The 20,410-nt window shown below is 70.3% G+C and carries 21 protein-coding genes; 10 read left to right on the top strand and 11 right to left on the bottom strand.

Annotated elements, in window-relative coordinates:
* Position 1: 1 nt before the first annotated feature.
* Positions 2-1,951: an acetate--CoA ligase gene (gene acs / locus P6F26_RS06730; protein ID WP_278027889.1), complete on the bottom strand. Its 1,950-nt coding sequence runs from the start codon at positions 1,949-1,951 to the stop codon at positions 2-4.
* Between the two features lie 223 nt (positions 1,952-2,174).
* Here acs and P6F26_RS06725 point away from each other — a divergent pair, with 223 nt between their 5' ends.
* The 8 genes from P6F26_RS06725 to P6F26_RS06690 all read left to right on the top strand — a co-directional run bounded on the left by P6F26_RS06725 (position 2,175) and on the right by P6F26_RS06690 (position 11,056).
* The gene (locus P6F26_RS06725) at positions 2,175-3,497 is read left to right on the top strand and encodes a helix-turn-helix domain-containing protein (protein WP_278027887.1); all 1,323 of its coding nucleotides are present in this window, start codon (positions 2,175-2,177) and stop codon (positions 3,495-3,497) included.
* A gap of 72 nt (positions 3,498-3,569) precedes the next feature.
* Positions 3,570-3,983, top strand: coding sequence for a response regulator transcription factor (locus tag P6F26_RS06720; protein WP_278027886.1), 414 nt, complete (start codon positions 3,570-3,572; stop codon positions 3,981-3,983).
* Between the two features lie 23 nt (positions 3,984-4,006).
* Positions 4,007-4,339: a hypothetical protein gene (locus P6F26_RS06715; RefSeq protein WP_278027885.1), complete on the top strand. Its 333-nt coding sequence runs from the start codon at positions 4,007-4,009 to the stop codon at positions 4,337-4,339.
* 1 nt (position 4,340) lies between these two features.
* The gene (locus P6F26_RS06710) at positions 4,341-7,025 is read left to right on the top strand and encodes an ATP-binding protein (protein ID WP_278027884.1); all 2,685 of its coding nucleotides are present in this window, start codon (positions 4,341-4,343) and stop codon (positions 7,023-7,025) included.
* 71 nt (positions 7,026-7,096) lie between these two features.
* Entirely contained in the window at positions 7,097-8,362 is a 1,266-nt protein-coding gene (locus P6F26_RS06705; RefSeq protein WP_278027883.1) for a flagellar motor switch protein FliM, read from the top strand.
* A gap of 109 nt (positions 8,363-8,471) precedes the next feature.
* On the top strand, positions 8,472-9,236 hold the full coding sequence (locus tag P6F26_RS06700; protein WP_278027882.1) for an HpcH/HpaI aldolase family protein: 765 nt from the start codon (positions 8,472-8,474) through the stop codon (positions 9,234-9,236).
* Positions 9,237-9,296: 60 nt separating this feature from the next.
* Positions 9,297-10,499, top strand: coding sequence for an RSP_2647 family RNA methyltransferase (locus P6F26_RS06695; protein WP_278027881.1), 1,203 nt, complete (start codon positions 9,297-9,299; stop codon positions 10,497-10,499).
* Positions 10,496-11,056 carry an RSP_2648 family PIN domain-containing protein gene (locus P6F26_RS06690; RefSeq protein WP_278027880.1) on the top strand — a complete coding sequence of 187 codons (561 nt, stop codon included), beginning with the start codon at positions 10,496-10,498 and terminating at the stop codon, positions 11,054-11,056. Before P6F26_RS06695 ends, P6F26_RS06690 begins: the two co-directional genes overlap by 4 nt.
* Before the next feature lie 4 nt (positions 11,057-11,060).
* On the opposite strand, the gene P6F26_RS06685 is transcribed toward P6F26_RS06690, so the two are convergent.
* The 9 genes from P6F26_RS06685 to P6F26_RS06645 form a co-directional block, all read right to left on the bottom strand.
* Complete coding sequence (locus P6F26_RS06685; protein WP_278027879.1) at positions 11,061-11,759, bottom strand: M48 family metallopeptidase; 699 nt, start codon at positions 11,757-11,759, stop codon at positions 11,061-11,063.
* Between the two features lie 117 nt (positions 11,760-11,876).
* On the bottom strand, positions 11,877-12,302 hold the full coding sequence (locus P6F26_RS06680; RefSeq protein WP_278027933.1) for an OsmC family protein: 426 nt from the start codon (positions 12,300-12,302) through the stop codon (positions 11,877-11,879).
* An 83-nt stretch (positions 12,303-12,385) separates the two neighbouring features.
* On the bottom strand, positions 12,386-12,988 hold the full coding sequence (locus P6F26_RS06675) for a DedA family protein (protein WP_278027878.1): 603 nt from the start codon (positions 12,986-12,988) through the stop codon (positions 12,386-12,388).
* Positions 12,985-13,335 carry a hypothetical protein gene (locus P6F26_RS06670; RefSeq protein ID WP_278027877.1) on the bottom strand — a complete coding sequence of 117 codons (351 nt, stop codon included), beginning with the start codon at positions 13,333-13,335 and terminating at the stop codon, positions 12,985-12,987. The genes P6F26_RS06675 and P6F26_RS06670 overlap by 4 nt, the downstream gene beginning before the upstream one ends.
* Before the next feature lie 6 nt (positions 13,336-13,341).
* Positions 13,342-14,526 carry a vWA domain-containing protein gene (locus P6F26_RS06665; protein ID WP_278027876.1) on the bottom strand — a complete coding sequence of 395 codons (1,185 nt, stop codon included), beginning with the start codon at positions 14,524-14,526 and terminating at the stop codon, positions 13,342-13,344.
* A gap of 47 nt (positions 14,527-14,573) precedes the next feature.
* Entirely contained in the window at positions 14,574-14,738 is a 165-nt protein-coding gene (locus P6F26_RS06660; RefSeq protein WP_278027875.1) for a hypothetical protein, read from the bottom strand.
* 17 nt (positions 14,739-14,755) lie between these two features.
* Positions 14,756-16,141: a DUF2927 domain-containing protein gene (locus P6F26_RS06655; protein WP_278027874.1), complete on the bottom strand. Its 1,386-nt coding sequence runs from the start codon at positions 16,139-16,141 to the stop codon at positions 14,756-14,758.
* Positions 16,142-16,147: 6 nt separating this feature from the next.
* Entirely contained in the window at positions 16,148-16,597 is a 450-nt protein-coding gene (locus P6F26_RS06650; RefSeq protein WP_278027873.1) for a GNAT family N-acetyltransferase, read from the bottom strand.
* Between the two features lie 162 nt (positions 16,598-16,759).
* Positions 16,760-17,599: an AAA family ATPase gene (locus P6F26_RS06645; RefSeq protein WP_278027872.1), complete on the bottom strand. Its 840-nt coding sequence runs from the start codon at positions 17,597-17,599 to the stop codon at positions 16,760-16,762.
* Positions 17,600-17,832: 233 nt separating this feature from the next.
* Here P6F26_RS06645 and dksA point away from each other — a divergent pair, with 233 nt between their 5' ends.
* Positions 17,833-18,288 carry an RNA polymerase-binding protein DksA gene (gene dksA, locus P6F26_RS06640; protein WP_430736724.1) on the top strand — a complete coding sequence of 152 codons (456 nt, stop codon included), beginning with the start codon at positions 17,833-17,835 and terminating at the stop codon, positions 18,286-18,288.
* A gap of 88 nt (positions 18,289-18,376) precedes the next feature.
* Complete coding sequence (locus tag P6F26_RS06635; protein ID WP_278027870.1) at positions 18,377-19,543, top strand: FAD-dependent monooxygenase; 1,167 nt, start codon at positions 18,377-18,379, stop codon at positions 19,541-19,543.
* 102 nt (positions 19,544-19,645) lie between these two features.
* Here P6F26_RS06635 and P6F26_RS06630 read toward each other — a convergent pair whose 3' ends face one another.
* Positions 19,646-20,386, bottom strand: coding sequence for a proteasome-type protease (locus tag P6F26_RS06630; protein WP_278027869.1), 741 nt, complete (start codon positions 20,384-20,386; stop codon positions 19,646-19,648).
* Positions 20,387-20,410 lie beyond the last annotated feature (24 nt).

Raw genomic sequence — 20,410 nt, 5'->3', positions numbered from 1 at the left:
CTCAGGCCTTGTTCATCCGGTTCTCGATCAGGTCGTCCACCACCTGCGGCTCGGCCAGCGTCGAGGTGTCGCCGAGTGCGCCATAGTCGTTCTCGGCGATCTTGCGCAGGATGCGGCGCATGATCTTGCCCGAGCGCGTCTTGGGCAGGCCCGGCGCCCACTGGATGAGGTCGGGCTTGGCGATGGGGCCGATCTCGGTGCGCACCCATGCCTCCAGCTCCTTGCGCAGCTCGTCGGAGGGGTCGATCCCGCGCATCAGCGTGACGTAGGCGTAGATCCCCTGTCCCTTGATCGGATGGGGGTAGCCCACGACCGCGGCCTCGGCGACCTTGGCATGGGCCACCAGCGCGCTTTCGACTTCCGCCGTGCCCATGCGGTGGCCCGACACGTTGATGACGTCGTCCACGCGGCCGGTGATCCAGTAGTAGCCGTCGGCGTCACGGCGGCAGCCGTCGCCCGAGAAGTAGTAGCCCTTGTAGTCCGAGAAATAGGTCTTCTCGAACCGCTCGTGATCGCCCCAGACGGTGCGCATCTGGCCCGGCCACGAGTCCTTGATGCACAGGACGCCCTCGGCCGCCGTCTCGTGGATCTCGGCGCCCGAATGGGGATCGAGCACCACGGGGTGCACCCCGAAGAATGGCTTGGTCGCGCTGCCCGGCTTCGTCGGGATGGCGCCAGGCAGGGGGGTGATCAGGTGGCCGCCGGTCTCGGTCTGCCACCATGTGTCAACGATGGGCGCGCGGCCCTTGCCGACGACGTCGTTGTACCAGTTCCACGCCTCGGGATTGATCGGCTCGCCCACCGTGCCCAGAAGCTTGATGGACGACAGGTCGTACTTCTCCACGAACTCATTGCCCTGTCCCATCAGCGCGCGGATCGCGGTCGGCGCGGTGTAGAACTGGTTGACCTTGTGCTTCTCGCAGACCGCCCAGAAACGGCCTGCGTCGGGATAGGTCGGCACGCCTTCGAACATCAGGGTCGTCGCCCCGTTGGCGAGCGGGCCGTAGACGATGTAGCTGTGCCCCGTCACCCAGCCGACGTCCGCCGTGCACCAGAAGATGTCCCCGTCGTGATAGTCGAAGGTGCATTCGTGCGTCATGGCGGCATAGACGAGGTAGCCGCCAGAGGTGTGGACCACGCCCTTGGGCTGGCCCGTGGAGCCCGAGGTATAGAGGATGAACAGCGGATCCTCAGCGCCCATTTCCGCCACCGGGCTGGTGTCGTCGGCCTCGAGGCGAAGTTCGTTGTAGTCGTGGTCGCGGCCTTCCGTCCACGTCGTCTGGCCGCCGGTGCGCTTGACCACCAGCACCTTGACCTCGTGCAGCACGTTCAGAAGCGCGGCGTCGGTGTTGGACTTGAGCGCCGTCTTGCGCCCGCCGCGCGGCGCCTCGTCGGCGGTGATCACCACCTTGGCGTCGCAGCCGTTGATCCGCGCCCCGAGCGCGTCGGGCGAGAAGCCCGCGAAGACGATGGAATGGATCGCGCCGATCCGCGCGCAGGCAAGCATCGCGTAGGCCGCCTCGGGGATCATCGGCAGGTAGAGCACGACGCGGTCGCCCTTGCGGACGCCCATGTCCTCCAGGATGTTGGCCATCCGGCAGACCTCGCGGTGCAGCTCGGCGTAGGTGATGTGGCGCGCCTCGTCGTTCGGGTCGTCGGGCTCCCAGATGATCGCCGTCTTGTCCGCGCGGGTGGCGAGGTGGCGGTCCACGCAATTGGCGCAGACGTTCAGCGTGCCGTCGTCGAACCACTTGATCGAGATGTTGCCGGGCGCGAAGCTGACGTCCTTCACGCGGCTGTAGGGTTTGATCCAGTCGATCCGCCGCCCGTGCTCCGCCCAGAACGCGTCGGGGTCGGCGATGGAGGCGGCATACATCTCGTCGTAGCGGGCCGCGTCGATATGCGCCTTCGAGGCGAAATCGGCGGACGGGTGCGTCATGTCATCGGGCATCTGGCTGTCTCCTCCCATGTGTCGAGCCATGCTTCGAAGCGTCGGCCCGGCGGGTGCGTTGCCGCGGGCCATCGGGCCAAGTGTTCCGCATCGCCGCCTGCGAGGCAAGCGGGTCTTGGGTGCGGGCGTCGGGTCTGGCCCCTTGTAAACCTGCTGCGCCAAGCCGTTGGAGTTGCCGGGGAAACCTGTTAATATCGCGTGTAAATCAGGGTGGAGCAGGATCATGTCGGCACTGCCGGACGTGACGAAAGGATCGCCGCGCGCCGCGCGTCTGACGGGCGACCGCATTCGCGAACGCAGGCTTCTGGTCGGCATGAAGCAGGCCGCGCTGGCCGAGGCCGCGGGGATCTCGGCGTCCTATCTCAACCTGATCGAGCACAACCGCAGGAAGATCGGCGGCAAGCTTCTGCTGGCGCTCGCCCGGACGCTCGGGGTCGATCCCGCGTTCCTGTCCGAGGGCGCGGACGCCACCATCCATGACACGCTCCAGACGGCGGCGCGCGGCACCGGCGAGGCGTTCGGCGCCGTGCCCGAGACCGACCGGATCGACGACCTCGCCGCGCGCTTTCCCGGATGGACGGGGCTGATCGCGCTGCAGCAGAAGCGCATCGCGGGCCTCGAGGGAGTGATCGAGGGACTGCGCGACCGCCTGAGCCACGACCCGGTCCTGTCCGAGGCGATGCACGAGATCCTGTCCTCGGTCGCCGCGATCCGCTCGACCGCCGACATCCTCGCCCGCGAGCGCGACCTCGACCCGGCATGGCGCGGCCGCTTTCACCGCAACCTCCACGAGGAGGCCGAGCGTCTTTCGGCGCGGGCGACCTCGATGCTGGGGCATTTCGAGGCGCCCGACGCAAGCGGCGAGACGCTGTCGGCGACGCCGATCGAAACGGTCGAGGCGATGTTCGACGCCGCGGACCACCATTTCCCCGAGATCGAAACGCAGGGAGCGGCGGCCATTCCCGGCATCCTCGACCGGAGCCCCGGGATGCAGGACGCGGCGACCCGCGCGCTTGGCCGCAAGATGCTGGAGAGCTATGCCGCGGACGCGGGCCGCCTGCCGCTGGCGGAGCTTCTGCCCGCCGCGCGCGAGGCGGGCTTCGATCCCTCCGCGCTTCTGGCGCTCGCCGCGGGCGACGTGGCCCTCGTCCTGCGCCGGCTCGCGGCCCTTCCCCCGACCGAGGGCGCGCCCGCCTTCGGCCTTGCGATCTGCGACGCCTCGGGCGCGCTTCTGTTCCGGCGCAGGCTGGCGTCGTTCTCGATCCCGCGCTTCGGGCCCGGCTGTCCGCTCTGGCCGCTCTATGCCGCGCTGGTCCGTCCCGGCCATCCCGACACCGCGATGATCGAGATGCCGCAGGGCAACCGCTTCCGGGCCTGGGCGGTGGCGCAGGCGGTGGCGCAGACCGGGTTCGGCATGGCGCCCGTGGTGCAGGCGACGATGCTCATCGCGCCACAGCCGCAGGGCGGCGCCTCGGACGCGAAGCCGGTTCTGGCGGGGCCGGGCTGCGGGCTCTGCCCGCGCGAGGCCTGCCCCGCCCGTCGCTGACTTGAGATGCCCATTGCCTAAAGGACGTGCAATCTGCAAACTGCACGCCTATCCCGGAGGGAGGCCGGACCTTTGGCGAAAAGCATTCTCCTTGTGGAGGACGAAGCCAACATCCTCGAGGCGATCGGTTTCATCCTGGCCAGAGACGGCTGGGACGTGCGTGGCCACGGCAAGGGCGAAACCGCGCTCGACGAGATCGACAGGGTCGGCCCGGATGTGCTTGTTCTCGACGTCATGCTGCCGGGGCGGTCGGGCCTCGAGATCCTGCGCGACTTGCGCGGGCGCGAGGCGACGCGGGATCTTCCGGTCCTGCTTCTGACCGCGAAGGGGCAGGCGCGGGACCGCGAGCAGGCCATGGCGCTGGGCGCGGACGCCTTTCTTACCAAACCGTTCTCGAACGACGAGCTGATCGCGACGGTGCGCGAGCTGGCCGGCAGCGGCGGCGTCGCGCGCGCGGTGGCGGGCGGCCTCGGCGACGGCGGCTGAGCCGCGGACCCGGCGAGGCGACGATGGCGCGGCGGCTATTTCTCGAACGCAGGACCTACCGCAAGAACCGGCTTCAGGACGCCGCGCGGCTTCTGCCGGTTCTTGGCATGATCCTGTTCTTCGGGCCGGTCTTCATCACCGGAGAGGACGGGCAGGGGGCGGGGCTTGCCGCTTGGCTGGTCTACCTGTTCGTGACGTGGCTGTGCCTGATCGTGGTGGCGATGCTGGTCAGCCGTTCGCTGGCGCGCGACGCCCCCGACCCCGAAGGCGCCGAGGCCGTGCCGTCCCGCTTCGCGCCGGTGGACGCATCGGGGCCTGCACCGGGCCACGACCCCGCGCCGCGTCCGGGGTCCTGAGATGCTGAGCTTCGATGGCCTCGTCGCGGTCTGCGTCATCTATGTCGCGGGGCTGTTCGGCGTCGCCTTCCTCGCCGAGAAGCGCGCCATGGAGGGCAAGGCCCGCTGGCTGAACTCGCCCCTCACCTACACGCTCAGCCTGTCGATCTACACGACCGCCTGGACCTTCTACGGCGCGGTCGGCGCGGCCGCGCGCACGGGGCTGGAGTTCCTGACGATCTACCTCGGGCCCACGCTGGTCTTCATCGGCTGGTACTGGCTCCTGCGGAAGATGGTGCGGATCGGGCGCGCGCAGCGGATCACCTCCATCGCCGACATGATCTCCAGCCGCTATGGCAAGTCGGGCGGGCTGGCCGCGCTCGTGACCGTGCTGGCGGTGATCGGCACAACGCCCTACATCGCGCTTCAGCTGCAGTCCGTCGTGCTCAGCTTCTCGGTCTTCGCGCGGCCAGGCGCGCTCGGCACGCCCGACACCGGGCAGACGGCGATCTGGGTGGCCCTGGGCCTCGCGCTGTTCACGATCGTCTTCGGCACGCGCTCGCTCGACGTGAACGAACGGCATCCCGGCCTCGTCTCGGCCATCGCGCTCGAGGCGATCGTGAAGCTTTTCGCGATCCTCGCCGTGGGCGTCTTCGTGGTCTGGGGCGTGGCCGATGGACCGTCCGACATGCTGGCCCGCATCGAGGCCAGCCCCGTGGCGGCCTCGGGCTGGAACGGGGCGCGCTGGCTGGGGCTCACGGCGCTTTCGGCCTTCGCGATCCTATGCCTGCCGCGCATGTTCCAGGTGCTGGTCGTCGAGAATTCCGACGAGAGGCACCTTGCCACGGCGGCGTGGGCCTTTCCGCTCTACCTGCTGCTCATCAGCCTTTTCGTCGTGCCGATCGCGGTCATCGGCCTGGGACTGCCGGGGGCGGGGACGAACCCAGACCTCTTCGTGCTGACCGTGCCGCTGAGCCTCGGGCAGGACGGCCTCGCGCTTCTCGTGTTCCTCGGGGGGTTCTCGGCGGCCACCTCAATGGTCATCGTCGCGGCCCTGGCGCTTTCGACCATGGTCTCCAACCACATCCTGGTGCCGCTTTGGCTGCGGGCCACGCGCCACGACGACCCGATGTCGGGCGACATGCGGCGCGTCGCGCTGATGGCGCGGCGCCTGTCCATCGGCGGGATCCTGTTTCTCGGTCTCGGCTACTACCGCCTGTCGGGGGGCGCGGACGCGCTGGCCGAAATCGGCCTGATCGCGTTTCTGGGCGTCGCGCAGATCCTGCCCGCGCTTCTGGGCGGCATCCTGTGGCGCGGCGCGACGCGGGCGGGGGCGGCCCTCGGCATCGGGGCCGGTTTCGCGATCTGGGCGTGGCTCCTGCTGATCCCCAACATCGCCGAGACCGGCGGGCTGATGCCGTCGATCCTCGAGACCGGGCCGCTCGGCATCGGCTGGCTCAGCCCCTCGACGCCGCTCGGGCTGCAGGCCACCGATCCGCTCCTGACGGCGATGATGCTGTCGCTGGGGCTGAACACGTTTCTGTTCATCCTCGGGTCGCTGTTCAGCTTCCCCAGCCCCCTCGAACGGCTGCAGGGCGCGCAGTTCGTCAACGTCTACGACCATTCCCGCGCGCTTCTGGGCTGGCGCGGGGCGGCGGGGACGGCCGACGATCTGCTGACCATGGCGCAGCGCATCCTCGGCGCGGGACGGGCCGGACGGCTGTTCCGGGACGCGGCCAGCAGCCAGGGCCGCGACGGCGGACTGCCCGAACCCACGCCCGACTTTCTCGAGAGGCTGGAGCGCGAGCTTGCAGGCTCGGTCGGCGCGGCGACGGCGCACGCGATGGTCGGCCAGATCACCGGCGGGGCCAGCGTGTCGGTGCGCGACCTTCTGGCCGTGGCCGACGAGACGGCGCAGATCATGGAATACTCCAGCCAGCTCGAGGCGAAATCCTCGGAACTCGCCCGCACCGCCGCGCGCCTGCGCGAGGCCAACCAGAAGCTGACCGAACTCAGCGTCCAGAAGGACGCGTTCCTCAGCCAGATCAGCCACGAGCTGAGGACGCCAATGACCTCGATCCGTTCGTTCTCGGAAATCCTGATGCAGACCGAGGCGCTCGACGATGGCGCGCGCGCGCGCTTCAGCCGGATCATCCACGACGAAAGCCTTCGGCTGACGCGGCTTCTGGACGACCTTCTGGACCTCAGCGTGCTGGAGCACGGCCGCGTGACCCTGCACGAGGGGCCCGCTCAGCTGTCGGAGGTGCTCGACCGCGCGGTCCACGCCGCCGGCGCGCTGGAGGGCGGCGGGCGCCTCGAGATCCGGCGCGACCGCGAGGCCGAGCGCGTCGTCGTGCACACCGACGCCGACCGGCTTGCGCAGGTCTTCATCAACCTCATCTCCAACGCCCAGAAATACTGCGACGCAAGCACGCCCGAGCTTCGGATCGACGTCACGCAGGGGCCGTCCCGGATCGACGTCGGCTTTACCGACAACGGCGGCGGCATTCCCGACCGGCAGCGCACCCTCATCTTCGAGAAGTTCGCGAGGCTCGACACCGCGAAGGGCGCGCCCGGCGCCGGGCTGGGGCTGGCGATCAGCCGGGAGATCATGGGCAGGCTGGGCGGCAGCCTGACCTACGAGCCGGCCCAGACCGGCACGCGCTTTTGCGTGAGCCTGCCCGCGAGGGCGGTGCGCGCGGCGTGACCTGAGGGGTTTGTTAACCCTCCGCATGGCAGAACGGGGGCAACCAGCACCCGCGCAGGGGCGCCCGAGATATGCTCGAAACACCCGATCTTGCGCCCCGTCCGAAGGGCGGCGGCCTCGCGCGCATCGTCGCGGCGCATCTTCGCGGCGCGCGCGCGGCGCGCGAGCGGTCGCCCGAGTTGTCGCACGCATGGGTGCGGACGCTCCGCCATGCCGCCGTTCCGTTCAAGGGTCTCCACCTCGTGCCGGGCGAGGTCTCGGTGGGCGAGGAGGTCGGCCTGACGCACGCGCTGGGCCATCTGCCCGAACACGGGCTCGTCGCGGTGCTGGAGGATCGTGACGGCCGCCGGGGTCTGGTCGCGCTGTCGCACGGCCTCGTCGATGCGCTGATCGAGGTCCAGACGACGGGACGGGTCGACGCCAAGGGACTGGCGCCGCGCCGCGTCACACGCATCGACGAGGCGCTCTGCCGCGATTTCCTCGACCTGATGCTCGCCGCCTTCTCGAAGGAGACCGAGGGGATCGGCAACCGCGACTGGCCCGAGCGTCTGACCTACGGCAGCGTCTTTCCCGACCGCGCGCAACTCAACCTGCTGTTGCCCGAACGCGCCTATCACCTCCTGTCGGCCGAGGTGACGCTCGGCGCGGCGGAGGGACGCCGTGGGCAGGTCGCGCTTGCGGTGCCGCTGGTCGCGCCGGAAGCGGGCGAGGGCGACGCGGCCCGCCCCGCGGCGTGGCGCGACGGGCTGGAGGCCGCATTGCAGGACGCCGCCATGACGCTCGACGCCGTGCTGTGCCGGACGACGCGCAGCCTGCAGGAGGTGCGGTCGATGGCGCCTGGCGACCTCGTGTTCTTCGATCCCTCCGCCCTCGCCGCCGTGACGCTCGAAACGCCCGAGGGGCGTCGCGTGGCGTCCGGGCGGCTGGGGCAGATGAACGGGCGGCGCGCGCTGAAGATCGCGGGCCCGTCCGGGCGCGGAAAGACCATCGACATGGCTGGCGCCGCCGTGCCCGGCCTTCCGGGCGTCGCGGCCGGCCTTCCCGACCCGGACGGCCACTGGCCCGAACCGGGGGCCGACGCAATGCCCGGCGATCCGTTGCCCGCGGCCGCGTTTCCCGCCGATCCGTTTCCCGCAGATCCTCTTTCCGCAGATCCTCTTTCCGCTGACCACGGAGCGGGCGTGACGGACCTGCCGGGTGTGCCGGATTTCGCCCCTGCGCCCGCCTTCGATCCCGGCGCGGTTCCGCCCCTGCCAGGCGCGTTGCCGGACCTTCCCGGTGGTCCCGGCGCGCTGCCGCTCGACCTCGACCTGCCGGGGCTTTCGGGCGATCTCTGAGAGCGCGGCGCGCCCTTCGGCCCGAACGGCGCCGCGCGGAGATTGCAATCGGCATCGCGCGGTCCCACTGTGCCGGCGGCTTCGGCATGAAGCGGAACGGAGGGCTAGGATGGACGAAAAGGGATTTCGGAACAGGCTTATGGCGGGAGAGCCACTGGCCGGAACCTTCATGAAGACGGCCTCCGTCGACGTGCTCGAGGTGTTGATCCTCGCCGGCCTCGACTTCGTCTGCCTCGACGCCGAACACGCGCCCTTCGACCGGGCCGCGCTCAATTCGCTGTGCGCCGTGGCCCGCGCGGCGCGCTTCCCGCTTCTGGTGCGGGTCCCATCGGGCAGCGCCGAGCAGATCGGGATGGCCCTCGACGCGGGCGCGGACGGTATCGTGGTGCCGCATGTCACCGACGCGGCGACGGCGGCGCGCGTGGCGCGCGCGGCGCGCTTCGGACCGGGGGGGCGCGGCTATGCGGGATCGACGCGGTGGGCGGGTTACGCCACGCGGTCCATGCCCGAGCTTCTGGCCATGACCGCCGACACCCTCGTGATCGCCCAGATCGAGGACCCCGAGGCCGTGGAGGCCGTGGAGGAGATCGCCGCGACCGACGGCATCGACGCGCTGTTCCTCGGACCGGCCGACCTGACCGTGGGCTATGGCCACGCCGCGCAGGACAATGACGACGTGGCCCGCGCCTACGCCCGCACGGGCGCGGCGGCGCGCGGCGCCGGCCGTGCCTTCATGACCTTCGTGGCCGATGCCGCGCGGGCGCGGGCGCTGCACGCGGAGCATGGCGTGACGGTGTTCTTCATCGCCTCCGAGCATGTCTGGATGCTGCAGGGCGCGCGCGAGGCCGTGGCCGGGATCCGCGACATCGGCTGAGCCGCGCGCGGTGATGGCGGCCCCTTTCCCGCGCCGCGCGACAGGCGTATGGGATGCGGCATGACCCAAGACGCCCTTCCCGTCCTGCGGCTGAAGCCCAAGGCCGACGCCCGCCGCATCCGCCATGGCCACCCCTGGGCCTGGTCGGACGACCTCGTCCTCGACCGCCGCGCGCGCAACATCGCGCCGGGAGCGCTCGCGATCCTCGAGGATGCCGAGCGCAAGCCCCTCGGGGTCGGCGTGGCCTCCGTCGAGGCGCGGATCGGCCTGCGCCTTCTTGACCGGGACGCGGGGGCGGCCATCGACCGCGACTGGCTGCGCGCGCGCCTGCGAGCCGCGCTCGACCTCAGGGAGCGCGCCTTCGACGCGCCGTTCTACCGTCTCGTCCATGCCGAGGGCGACGGGCTTCCCGGCCTGATCGCGGACCGGTTCGGGGACACGATCGTGCTTCAGCCGAACGCCGTCTGGCTGGAGGACCGGCTGGAGGCGATCCGCGACCTCCTGGCCGAGCTGACCGGGGCGCGCTGCATCGTCAAGAACGGAACGGCGCGGGCGCGCGCGGCCGAGGGGCTGCCGGACGAGATGGCGGTCCTTCTGGGCGACGCGCCCGCCGCGCCCATCGACGTGCCCATGAACGGGGCGGTCTACAGGGCCGACGTGATGGGCGGGCAGAAGACCGGCCTGTTCTTCGACCAGCGCCCGAACCATGCCTTTGCGGCACGCTTCGCGCGGGAGGCCCGCGTGCTCGACGTCTTCTCGCATGTGGGCGGCTTCGCGCTGGCCTGCCTCGCGGCGGGGGCGCACTCGGCGCTGGCGGTGGACGCCTCGGAGGGGGCGCTTGCGCTGGCGCGCGACGGTGCGGCGATCACCGGCGTTGCGGAGCGGTTCGAAACCCGCGCGGGCGACGCATTCGACACGATGACCGCGCTCGGGGCCGAGGGCGCGCAGTTCGACCTCGTGATCTGCGACCCGCCCGCCTTCGCGCCGTCGCGGCAGGCGCTGCAGCAGGGCCTGCGCGCCTACGAGCGCACCGCGCGCCTTGCCGCCGACCTCGTGGCGCCGGGCGGCGTCGTGATCCTGTGCTCCTGTTCCCATGCCGCCGATCTCGGCAAGTTCCGCATGGCCTGCCTGAGGGGCCTCGGGCGGGCAGGGCGCGACCCGCGGCTGATCCACACGGGCTTCGCCGGGCCGGACCATCCGCAGCACCCAGCCCTGACCGAGACGGGTTACCTCAAGGCCCTTGCCTTCCGGCTGATGCCGTGAGGGGGCCTGGCGGGCGCTGGGTGCTCGACGCCTGCGTGCTCTATCCCACCGTCCTGCGGGAGATCCTTCTGGGATGCGCGGCGGCGGGGATGTTCGCGCCCGCATGGTCGCCGCGGCTTCTGGAGGAATGGGCGCGGGTGGCCGAGCGGCAGGGCGGCGCGGCGGATGCGGCCCTCGCGCGGGGGGAGATCGCGCGCCTCAGGGCGAAGTTTCCCGGCGCCGAGGTCGCGCACCGCCCCGAGGACGAGGCCGCCCTCTGGCTACCCGACGCGACCGACATCCATGTCCTCGCCACGGCCCGCGCCGCGGGTGCGAGGGGCATCGTGACGCTGAACCTCAGGGATTTCCCGCGCGCCGAGATGACGGCCCATGACCTCGTGGCCGTCCATCCCGATTCGTTCCTGCTCGACCTGATGGCGGGCGCGCCCGACACGGTCGCGGAGGTGGTCGGGGCGGTGCACAAGGAGGCGGAAAGGCTGTCGGGCGACACGCTCGATCTGCGCGGCGTTCTCAAGCGGGTGCGCCTGCCGCGGCTCGCCCGCGCGCTGACCCGCTGAAGGGCTACTCGCGGGGCAGTTCGCGCGACCAGCGCGCCTCGAGCGCCTCGATCGCGGCGATGCGCTCCTGCGTGCTGGGGTGGCTCATCAGCCAAGCCGGCACGCCCGCGCCGCCCGCGCCCGTAAGCTTCTCCAGCTTGGCGAAGAGGCTTTTCTGCCCGGCGGTGCCGATGCCGGACTTGACCAGCAGGGCCGAGGCGTAGGCGTCGGCCTCGTATTCGTCCTGACGGCTCAGGCGCGCGGCCAGAAGTGTCGTCAGCGCGTTGGCGATCCAGATCCCGATGCCGGGCACGAGACGCCCCAGAATGCTGGCCAGCGCGACGCGGATCGCGTTCTGCCCGGAGAAATCGATCATCCGCCGCCGCGAATGACCGAGGGCGACGTGACCCAGTTCATGGGCGATGACGCTTGCGATCTCCTCGGGACTCACCTCGCCGCGGCGGTATTTCTCGAAGAAGCCGCGCGTCAGGAAGATCCTGCCATCGGGCGCGGCCAGCCCGTTCACGACATCGACCTCGTAGAGATTCACGCGGATGCGCTCGACCCCGAGCGCCGTGGCCATCCTGTCTGTCAGCGTCTTCAGCCGCGCGTCGGCCAGTTCGGTCGATCGCGCGTCCAGCTCTCGCCGGGTGCGCCAGCTCGAGAACTGGTACATCGCGAGCGCGTAGAGGACGGCGAGAAGGATGGGCGTGAACTTCAGCATGACCGGGATATGGGGCCCGGCGGGCCGCGCGGCAATGTCCGCAACGCCGCGCCGCCGTCGCACCTGCGCCGGCCGGCCCTTTTCGCGGGCGGCCGGCCGGCGCGGGCGGCGGGATCGTCAGGCGAGCCGTGCCTCCAGGGTGATCTCGGCGCCCGCCAGCACCTTCGAGACCGGGCAGTTCTCCTTCGCGGCCTCCGCGCAGCGGCGGAACGTATCGTCGTCCGCGCCGGGGATGCGCGCGGTGAGGTCGAGATGCGCCTTCGTGATCGCGAAGCCGCCGTCCTTCTCCTCGAGCGAGACGGTCGAGGTCGCCTCCAGCCGCTCTGGCGTCAGGCCCTCCTGCCCGAGGATCATCGACAGCGCCATCGCGAAACAGCTCGCATGGGCCGCGCCGATCAGCTCTTCGGGGTTTGTGCCGGGCTCGTCGGCGAAGCGCTTGTTGAAGCCGTAGGGCACCGCGTCCATCGCGCCCGACTGGGTCGATACCTCGCCGGTGCCGGTCTTGAGATCGCCTTGCCAGACGGCGTTTCCGTGTTTCTTGATCGCCATGTGTCTCTCTCCTTCTTCAGGGTCCATGGGGCGGCAGCTATGGCTTCATGGATATCGGACAACCCCCCGGCTCGGGTCTATCGGGCCGCTCCGGCCCGTTGGCGCAGTGCCGCACGCAGCCACAGCAGGAGCAGACCGGCCGCGGCAAGGGCCGCCAGAAGTCCCGAGGCGCTGCCAAGGATGTCCGCAAGCGCGACGAGATCCTCGGCGAAGGCCGCGCCGAGGCCGACGTAGATCGCGACCCAGACCGCCTCGCCTGCGACGGCGGCGCGGGTGAAGCGGCCGAGGGGCAGGTGCGCGGCCCCGCCCGCGAAGTTCACGTAAGGCCCCAGCGGCGAGAACAGCCAGCGGCTGAGAAAGACGGACATGGCACCCTTTTCGTGAAGCATCCGCCGCGCCTGCGCGAGAAGGCGCGCGCGCGAGGCCGGAAGGCGCCGGCCCGCCAGCAGCCGCCTGCCGAACCGGCCGAGCTGGTATCCCGCCTGATCGCCTGCGATCGCGCCGCCGAGCGCGGCAAGCGCCACCTGCGACAGGACGAGGTCCCCCGAGGCCGCGAAGCCGCCCGCAGCAAGCATCACGAGCGAGCTTGGCACCGGGAGCGCGAGGCAGGACAGAAAGGTCACGACCGCCACGAGGCCGATCCCGTAGACCGGGACGAGCGCCAGCAGCGTCTCGGTCATCGTCCGCGCGCCTTCTCCAGTTCGGCCTCGACCTCGGCGATGACGTCCTCGACCGGCACGCCGCGGGCGCGGGCGATGTCGGCGAGGGTGTCGCGGTTGCCGGCGTCGACCCCGAGCGCGGCGCGCAGCGCGACCCGGTCGAGGTCGTGGGAGCGTGCGATGTAGCCCGGCGTCATCCAGCCTTCGAGAGGTTGGGCGCGGTGCGCGGGATCGGACCAGTAGACGGTGAAGACCAGAAGCCTGACGGCGAAGGCCGCCGCGAGCACGAGCGCCACCCCGAGCGCGAGGACCGCCCATCGCTGCCGCGCCCACAGGAACGCGAGCGCCGAGTACGGGCGCTTAGCCACCGCGCCTCATCGTCCCAGCACCCGCATCCCGCGGTCGATCCCCTCCAGCGTCATCGGCACCATCCGATCCTCGAAGATCTGGCGGATCATGCCGATCGACTGGGTATGGCCCCAGTAGCGCTCGGGCACCGGGTTGATCCACAGGTGGTCCGGCCACTGCGCGCGCGCCCGCTCCAGCCAGACCTGCCCGGCCTCCTCGTTCCAGTGCTCGTTCGCGCCGCCTGCGAAGGCGATCTCGTAGGGGGACATGGAGGCGTCGCCCACGAAGATGCATTTGTAGTCCGAACCGTAGGTGTTCATCACCTCGCGGGTCGGGATCTGCTCGGTCCAGCGCCTGCGGTTGTCGCGCCAGACCGCCTCGTAGAGGCAGTTGTGGAAATAGTGGTATTCGAGGTGCTTGAACTCGGTCCGCGCCGCGCTGAACAGCTCTTCGACGATGCGGACGTGGTCGTCCATCGACCCGCCCACGTCGAGAAACAGGATCACCTTGACCGCGTTCTGCCGCTCGGGTCGCGTCCTGACGTCGAGATAGCCGTTCTCGGCGGTGGCGCGGATCGTCCCGTCGAGGTCCAGCTCCTCGTGGGCGCCCTGCCGGACCCATTGCCGCAGCCGCTTCATCGCGACCTTGATGTTGCGCGTGCCCAGCTCGACGCTGTCGTCGAGGTTGCGGAACTCGCGCCGGTCCCAGACCTTCACGGCGCGGCGGTGGCGCGATGCGTCCTGACCGATGCGCACACCCTCGGGATTGTAGCCGTAGGCGCCGAAAGGCGAGGTGCCGGCGGTGCCGATCCACTTGTTGCCGCCCTGGTGGCGGCCCTGCTGCTCCTTCAGGCGCTCGCGCAGCGTCTCCATCAGCCGGTCGAAGCCGCCGAGCGCCTCGATCTCGGCCCGCTCCTCGGGGGTGAGATGCTTCTCGGCGAATTTCTCGAGCCAGTCGCGCGGGATCTCCGTCGCCTCCAGCACGTCCTCGGCGGTGATCTGCTCGAGGCCGCCGAAGACATGGGCGAAGGCCTGGTCGAACCGGTCGAGATGGCGCTCGTCCTTCACCATCGCGGCGCGCGCGAGGTAGTAGAAGCCGTCCACGTCATAGGTCACGAGGCCCGACGACACGCCCTCGAGGAAGGCGAGGTATTCGCGAAGGCTCACCGGCAGGCGCGCGGCGCGCAGGGCGTCGAGGAACGGCAGGAACATGTGGGAGAGGGTAGGGCAGTTCGGCGGCGAACGGAACAGGGCCGCGTTCAGGCCGGTCCGGGCACCACGAGCATCGCGAAGGTGCCGAGCAGGAAGCCGATGATCGCGAAGACGGCGGCGTATTGCGCCATGTCGGCCTTGTTGCCACCGCGCCGCCATGCGGCCAGGAGGCCGAGCGCCACGCCTGCCGCGGCTCCGATCAGGTTCAGCATCCGTTTCGCCTTTTCCGTCAGGGCGCGAGGGCCGCGACCTCGGTGAGCCGGGCACCCACCGCCGCGTTCGAGCCGAAGCCATACCGACCCCAGCCGAGACTGTCGAGACGCACCACGCGCCCCTCCGCGCTGCGGCCCGTCGCGCCCAGCGCCTCGGCGCGGATCATCTGCAACGTCGACAGAAGCGCCGCGTTCTGCGCCTTCATCGCCGCGGGCAGCGCGCGTTCGGTCAGGCGAAGCGCCTCGTCCGGCCGTCCGGCCGAGAGCGAGAAGGCGGCAAGCTGCATGTCCACATGCGCCGACTGGATGCCGCCGGGGGCCACCCGCTCGAAGATTGCGGCCGCGGTCTGGAAGGCGGCGACCGAGCGGTCCGCATCGCGCGACAGGGTCAGGCGGCCGAGGGCGAAATGGCTGAAGCCAAGGCGCGTGTCGCGCCATCCGGCGTTGTGGGCGATCGTCACCGCGCGCTCGGCCGACTGGATGCGCCGCGCCTCCGACGCGCCGGGGCCGAGCGCCGTCTCGATGGCCTCGATCCAGGCGCGCGAGGTGGGGCGCACCGCAGCACCCGCCCGCCGCTCGCCGCGCGGATTGAGGCGGGCGAGGATCGCGGGCAGTCGCGAGGCGACCTCGGTGCGGGTCATGCCGCTGGACAGCGCGTCGTCGTAGTAGGCGCCGAGGATCAGCATGTCGAAGCCGGTCAGGATGGCGTGGAAGTTGTCGTCGTTGAACACAGAATCCGGCAGGCGGTAGAGATCGTTGAGCGGCCCCAGCGCCTGCGCCACCTCCTCGTGGAGGCAGTCGCGGACCTCCTGGGGGGAGACGTCGCCGGGAATGAACACCGCCACGCGCTCGCGGGTGGCGAGCGTCGTCCAGTCGAGGTCGCGCCCGCTGCGCGCGCGCCGGAACTCGGCCCAGGAACTCACGCGGGGCACCACGAAGCAGGCGGCCTGCGGCACGACGCGCTGCATCCGCGCCCTCGGCAGCGTCTCGATCGTGATGCCGGCCGGGCCGTCGGCGGCGTCAGTGCGGCGGATGTCGATGCCCGCCTCCGCCCTCAGCCGCGCGACGAGCGCATCGAGGTCGGCCAGAAGCGAGGCAGGCGCCGTGCCGTTGACCGCGACGGTGATCGGACCCTCGAACCGGCTCATACGCTCGATCGGGCGGCCCGATTCCATCGCGAAGCCGAGGTCGAGGAAATCGGCCGCGATCTCGGCATTGCTGCGCGAGGGGGCGTCGGGCTGCGCGCCGGTGAACCGGTTCATCGCCGGCAGATCGCCGGGCAGCGCGTCCATCCGCCGTTCCGCCACGCCCGAGGCGGGCACGGTGGGCGCGCAGGCGCCAAGCGCGACAAGGCAGGCGAGCAGGCGACAGGCGGGACCGGGACGCAGGAAGGGCAGGGGCAAGGGCGCTCAACTCCGGTTGTATTTCATGAAATCGGTGGCCTTGCCGATCCGGTCGTAAAGCCGCCGCGCCGCAGTGTTGCCGGTCTGCGTCAGCCAGTAGACGCCGGGACGCCCGGCAAGGTCGGCATCGGCATAGACCGTTTCGATCAGCCTGCGCCCTATGCCCCGGCCCCGGACCGCCTCGTCGGCGTAGAGGTCCTGAAGATAGGTCACGGGCGCGTCCTGCCAGCCGTGGGAATGGACGATCACATGCGCCAGCCCGACCGCGCGGCCACCGGATCGGGCGATCCAGCCCAGCATGTCGTCGCGTCCGGGATCGGCGTATCGCGCGAAGGTCGTCTCGAACACCGCCTCGGGGCGTTCGGCCCCGTAGAACGCGAGGTCGGCCCGCCAGAGCCCGGACCACTCCGCGCGGTCCCCCGCCGAGAGGGGGCTTATTTCGATATCGTCGTTCAATCCGGAACCTGCCGGGCCGCAAGGGCCCGCCTTTTGCTCGTGCCGCACATTCTCATCGTATGCCTTGTCCCCGAAGTTTGGCATCATTCGGTGAACAAGGCAGCAATTTCCCGCCGGCGCAGGCCCGGATTTGCGGTCGGGTGTGGCGCGGGCGTCGGCGTCTCAGCGCTGCCGCCGGGCCATGAAGGCCAGCCGCTCGAACAGCGCCACGTCCTGTTCGTTCTTCAGAAGCGCGCCATGCAGCTTCGGCAGCGCCGAGGCCCCGTCGCGGCGCAGGTCCTCTGGCGACAGATCCTCGGCCAGCAGCAGCTTCAGCCAGTCGAGCACCTCGGAGGTCGAGGGCTTCTTCTTCAGCCCCTGCTGTTCGCGGAGTTCGTAAAACTGCGTCAGCGCCGTGCCGAGGAGGTCGTTCCTGATGCCGGGGAAATGCACCTCCACGATGCGCTTCATCGTCTCCATGTCGGGAAAGCGGATGTAGTGGAAGAAGCAGCGCCGCAGGAAGGCGTCGGGCAGCTCCTTCTCGTTGTTGGAGGTGATGATCACGATCGGCCGCACCTTCGCCGACACCGTCTCGCCGGTCTCGTAGACGAAGAACTCCATCCGGTCGAGTTCCTGCAGCAGGTCGTTGGGGAACTCGATGTCGGCCTTGTCGATCTCGTCGATCAGCAGGACCGTCTTCCCCTCGGCGGCGAAGGCCTGCCACAGCTTGCCGCGCCTGATGTAGTTGCGCACGTCATGCACCCGCTCGTCGCCCAGCTGGCTGTCGCGCAGGCGGCTGACGGCGTCGTATTCGTAAAGGCCCTGCTGGGCGCGCGTGGTCGACTTGACGTGCCACTCGATGATCGGCAGCCCGAGCGAGGTCGCGACCTGGCGCGCAAGCTCGGTCTTGCCCGTGCCGGGCTCGCCCTTCACCAGAAGCGGTCGCTCCAGCGTGACGGCGGCGTTGACGGCCACCTTCAGATCGTCGGTCGCGACATAATCGCCGGTGCCTTCGAAGCGCATGGGCTACCCCTTCTCGAACCTCGTGACAGCCCGACCTAGGCGCAGCGCGGGGCCGTGTCCAGCGGCGCGCGCCCGCCGCGCCGCACGAACCATGCCGCAACTGCTGCATTTTCCGCAAATTGTCTTTTCCACAGGTCAGATTCCATGCGGCAGGCGCACAAGAGAGGTGACAAGCCGGGTCCGGTCTTGTAATCGGGCCGCGGAGACCGGAGGTGATTTTCATGCCAGACCAGATGATCGAAACTGGCTCCGGTGAGGGGAGCAAAATGAAAGCCGAAGTCTTTCTGCCAGACGACTACAGTCCCGCCGAGGACGAGCCGTTCATGAACGAACGGCAGCTCGAATACTTCCGCCGCAAGCTCTTGACCTGGAAGAACGATCTCGTCGAGGAAAGCCGCTCGACGGTCGAGACCCTCCAGGACGGGACGCGCAACATACCCGACGTCGCCGACCGCGCCAGCGAGGAGACCGACCGCGCGCTGGAACTCAGGACCCGCGACCGCCAGCGCAAGCTCATCGCCAAGATCGACAGCGCCCTGCGGCGCATCGACGAGGGCGAATACGGCTACTGCGAGGTGACGGGCGAGCCCATCTCGCTCAAGCGGCTCGACGCGCGACCCATCGCCACGATGAGCCTCGAGGCGCAGGAACGGCACGAACGGCGCGAAAAGGTCCATCGCGACGACTGATCGCGGCGGGCGGCTACGCCCGGCGCACGACGATTGCCAGGGGCGTCCCTCCGGGGCGCCCCTCTTCATTCCAACCGACGGGGGCACGATGCTTCTGGGCGAAAGCGTGACGGTGATCGGCGGCGGGATCGGCGGCCTTGCCGCGGCGCTTGCCGCCGCACGGCGCGGGGCGGCGGTCACGGTCCTCGAACGCTCCCCCGCGATCGCGGAGATCGGCGCCGGCATCCAGATCAGTCCCAACGGCTGGGTGGTCCTGAGGGCCCTCGGCCTCGCGGAGGCGGTGGCGGCCGCGTCGTCAAGGTCGCACGCCGTGCGGCTGCGCGACTTCCGGCGGGGCGCGGAGGTCTTCGCGATGCCGCTCGCCCGCGCCGACCGGCCGTGGCATTTCGTGCACCGCGCCGATCTCGTCGACATCCTCGCCGGGGCCGCGCGCGAGGCGGGGGTGAACGTCCGCCTCGGCACGCGTGTCACCGCCGTCGCGACCGAAGGCGGCGACACGCTCCTGACCCTCGAGAACGGCACGACCGAGCGTCACGGGCTGACCTTCGCGGCCGACGGCCTCACCTCGCCCGCGAGGGCCGCGCTCAACCCCCGGTCGCGGCCCTTCTTCACCGGTCAGGTGGCCTGGCGCGCCACCGTGCCCGACGACGGCAGCCTCCCGCCCGAGGCGCATGTCTTCATGGGACCCGGCCGCCACCTCGTGCGCTACCCGCTGCGCCATGGACGCCTCGTGAACGTCGTGGCCGTCGAGGAGCGCGACGAATGGGCAGCCGAGGGCTGGCACCACACCGATGCGCCCGAGACCCTGCGCCGCGCCTTCGTGGATTTCTGCCCCGAGGTGCGCGCGCTGCTCGACCGGGTCGAGACCGTCAACCTCTGGGGCCTCTTCCGCCACCCCGTGGCGCAGGTCTGGACCGAGGGGCGTCTTGCGCTTCTTGGCGACGCCGCGCACCCGACGCTGCCCTTCCTCGCGCAAGGCGCCAACATGGCGCTCGAGGACGCCTGGGACCTCGTGCGGCGGCTGGCCGATGATCCCGTGACGGGGGACGCGCTCGCGGCCTACGAGGCCGCGCGCCGACCCCGCTGCGCGCGGATCGTGCAGGCCGCGCAGGACAACGCCACGACCTACCACCTGCGGCCGGGCCCGCTGCGCTTCGCGGCGCACGGCGCCCTGCGCCTCGCCGCCCGCACCGCGCCCCATCTCGTCACCGCGCGCTACGACTGGCTGCACGGCTTCGACGTCACGCGGACCTGAGCCTTCATCCTTGAAAAAACTCTCGGGGAGGGTTCGGGAGGGGCAGACAGCCCCTCCCGATGCTCCGGCCGCCGCGTGGGCGGCACGACGCCGCAAAGGCGCTCAGTCGAGCGAGTAGGGCGGCATCCGGCGGAAGGCTTCGCGCAACGCCTCGCCCCAGCCCGACGAGATCGCCTCGAAATAGGCGTCGTCGCGTTCGATCCGTCTGAGCGGGCCGTGGCGCAGCGTGTCCGCCTCGTAGATGTGCAGGTCGAGCGGCAGGCCCACTGACAAGTTGGCCTTCAGTGTCGAATCGAAGCTCAGCATCAGAAGCTTCACCGCCTCCTCGAACCCCATGTCGGCGTCGTAGGCGCGCACGAGGATCGGCTTGCCGTACTTGGTCTCGCCGATCTGGAAGAACGGGGTGTCGTCCGAGGCCTCGACGAAATTGCCCTCGGGGTAGATCAGGAACAGACGGGGCGCGCCGCCGCGCACCTGGCCGCCCAGGATCAGCGTCGCCGAGAAGGGGCTGTCGGCCTGCGGTCCGTCCATGCCCGATTCCCGCGCGATCACCTCGCGCAGCGTCTCGCCCACGAGCTTCGCCACCTGGAACATCGACGGCGCCTCGAGGATCGAGGGCGCGCCGCGTTCGTCGGCCGGCTTGGCGCGTTCGTTCAGAAGGCTCACCACGGCCTGCGTCGTGGCAAGGTTGCCGGCCGTCATCAGCGTGATCGACCGCTCGCCCTCGGCCTCCCACAGGAACATTTTGCGGAAGACCGAGATGTTGTCGACGCCGGCATTCGTGCGCGTGTCCGACATGAACACCAGCCCACGGTCGAGCTTCAGCCCCACGCAATAGGTCATTTTCCGATTTCCCGCCTGTCCTCG

The sequence above is a fragment of the Roseicyclus salinarum genome (genome assembly GCF_029624655.1).
Lineage (GTDB): Bacteria > Pseudomonadota > Alphaproteobacteria > Rhodobacterales > Rhodobacteraceae > Roseibacterium > Roseibacterium salinarum.
Note: the sequence above shows the minus strand (reverse complement) of the source record. Positions and strands in the feature narration are given on the sequence as shown.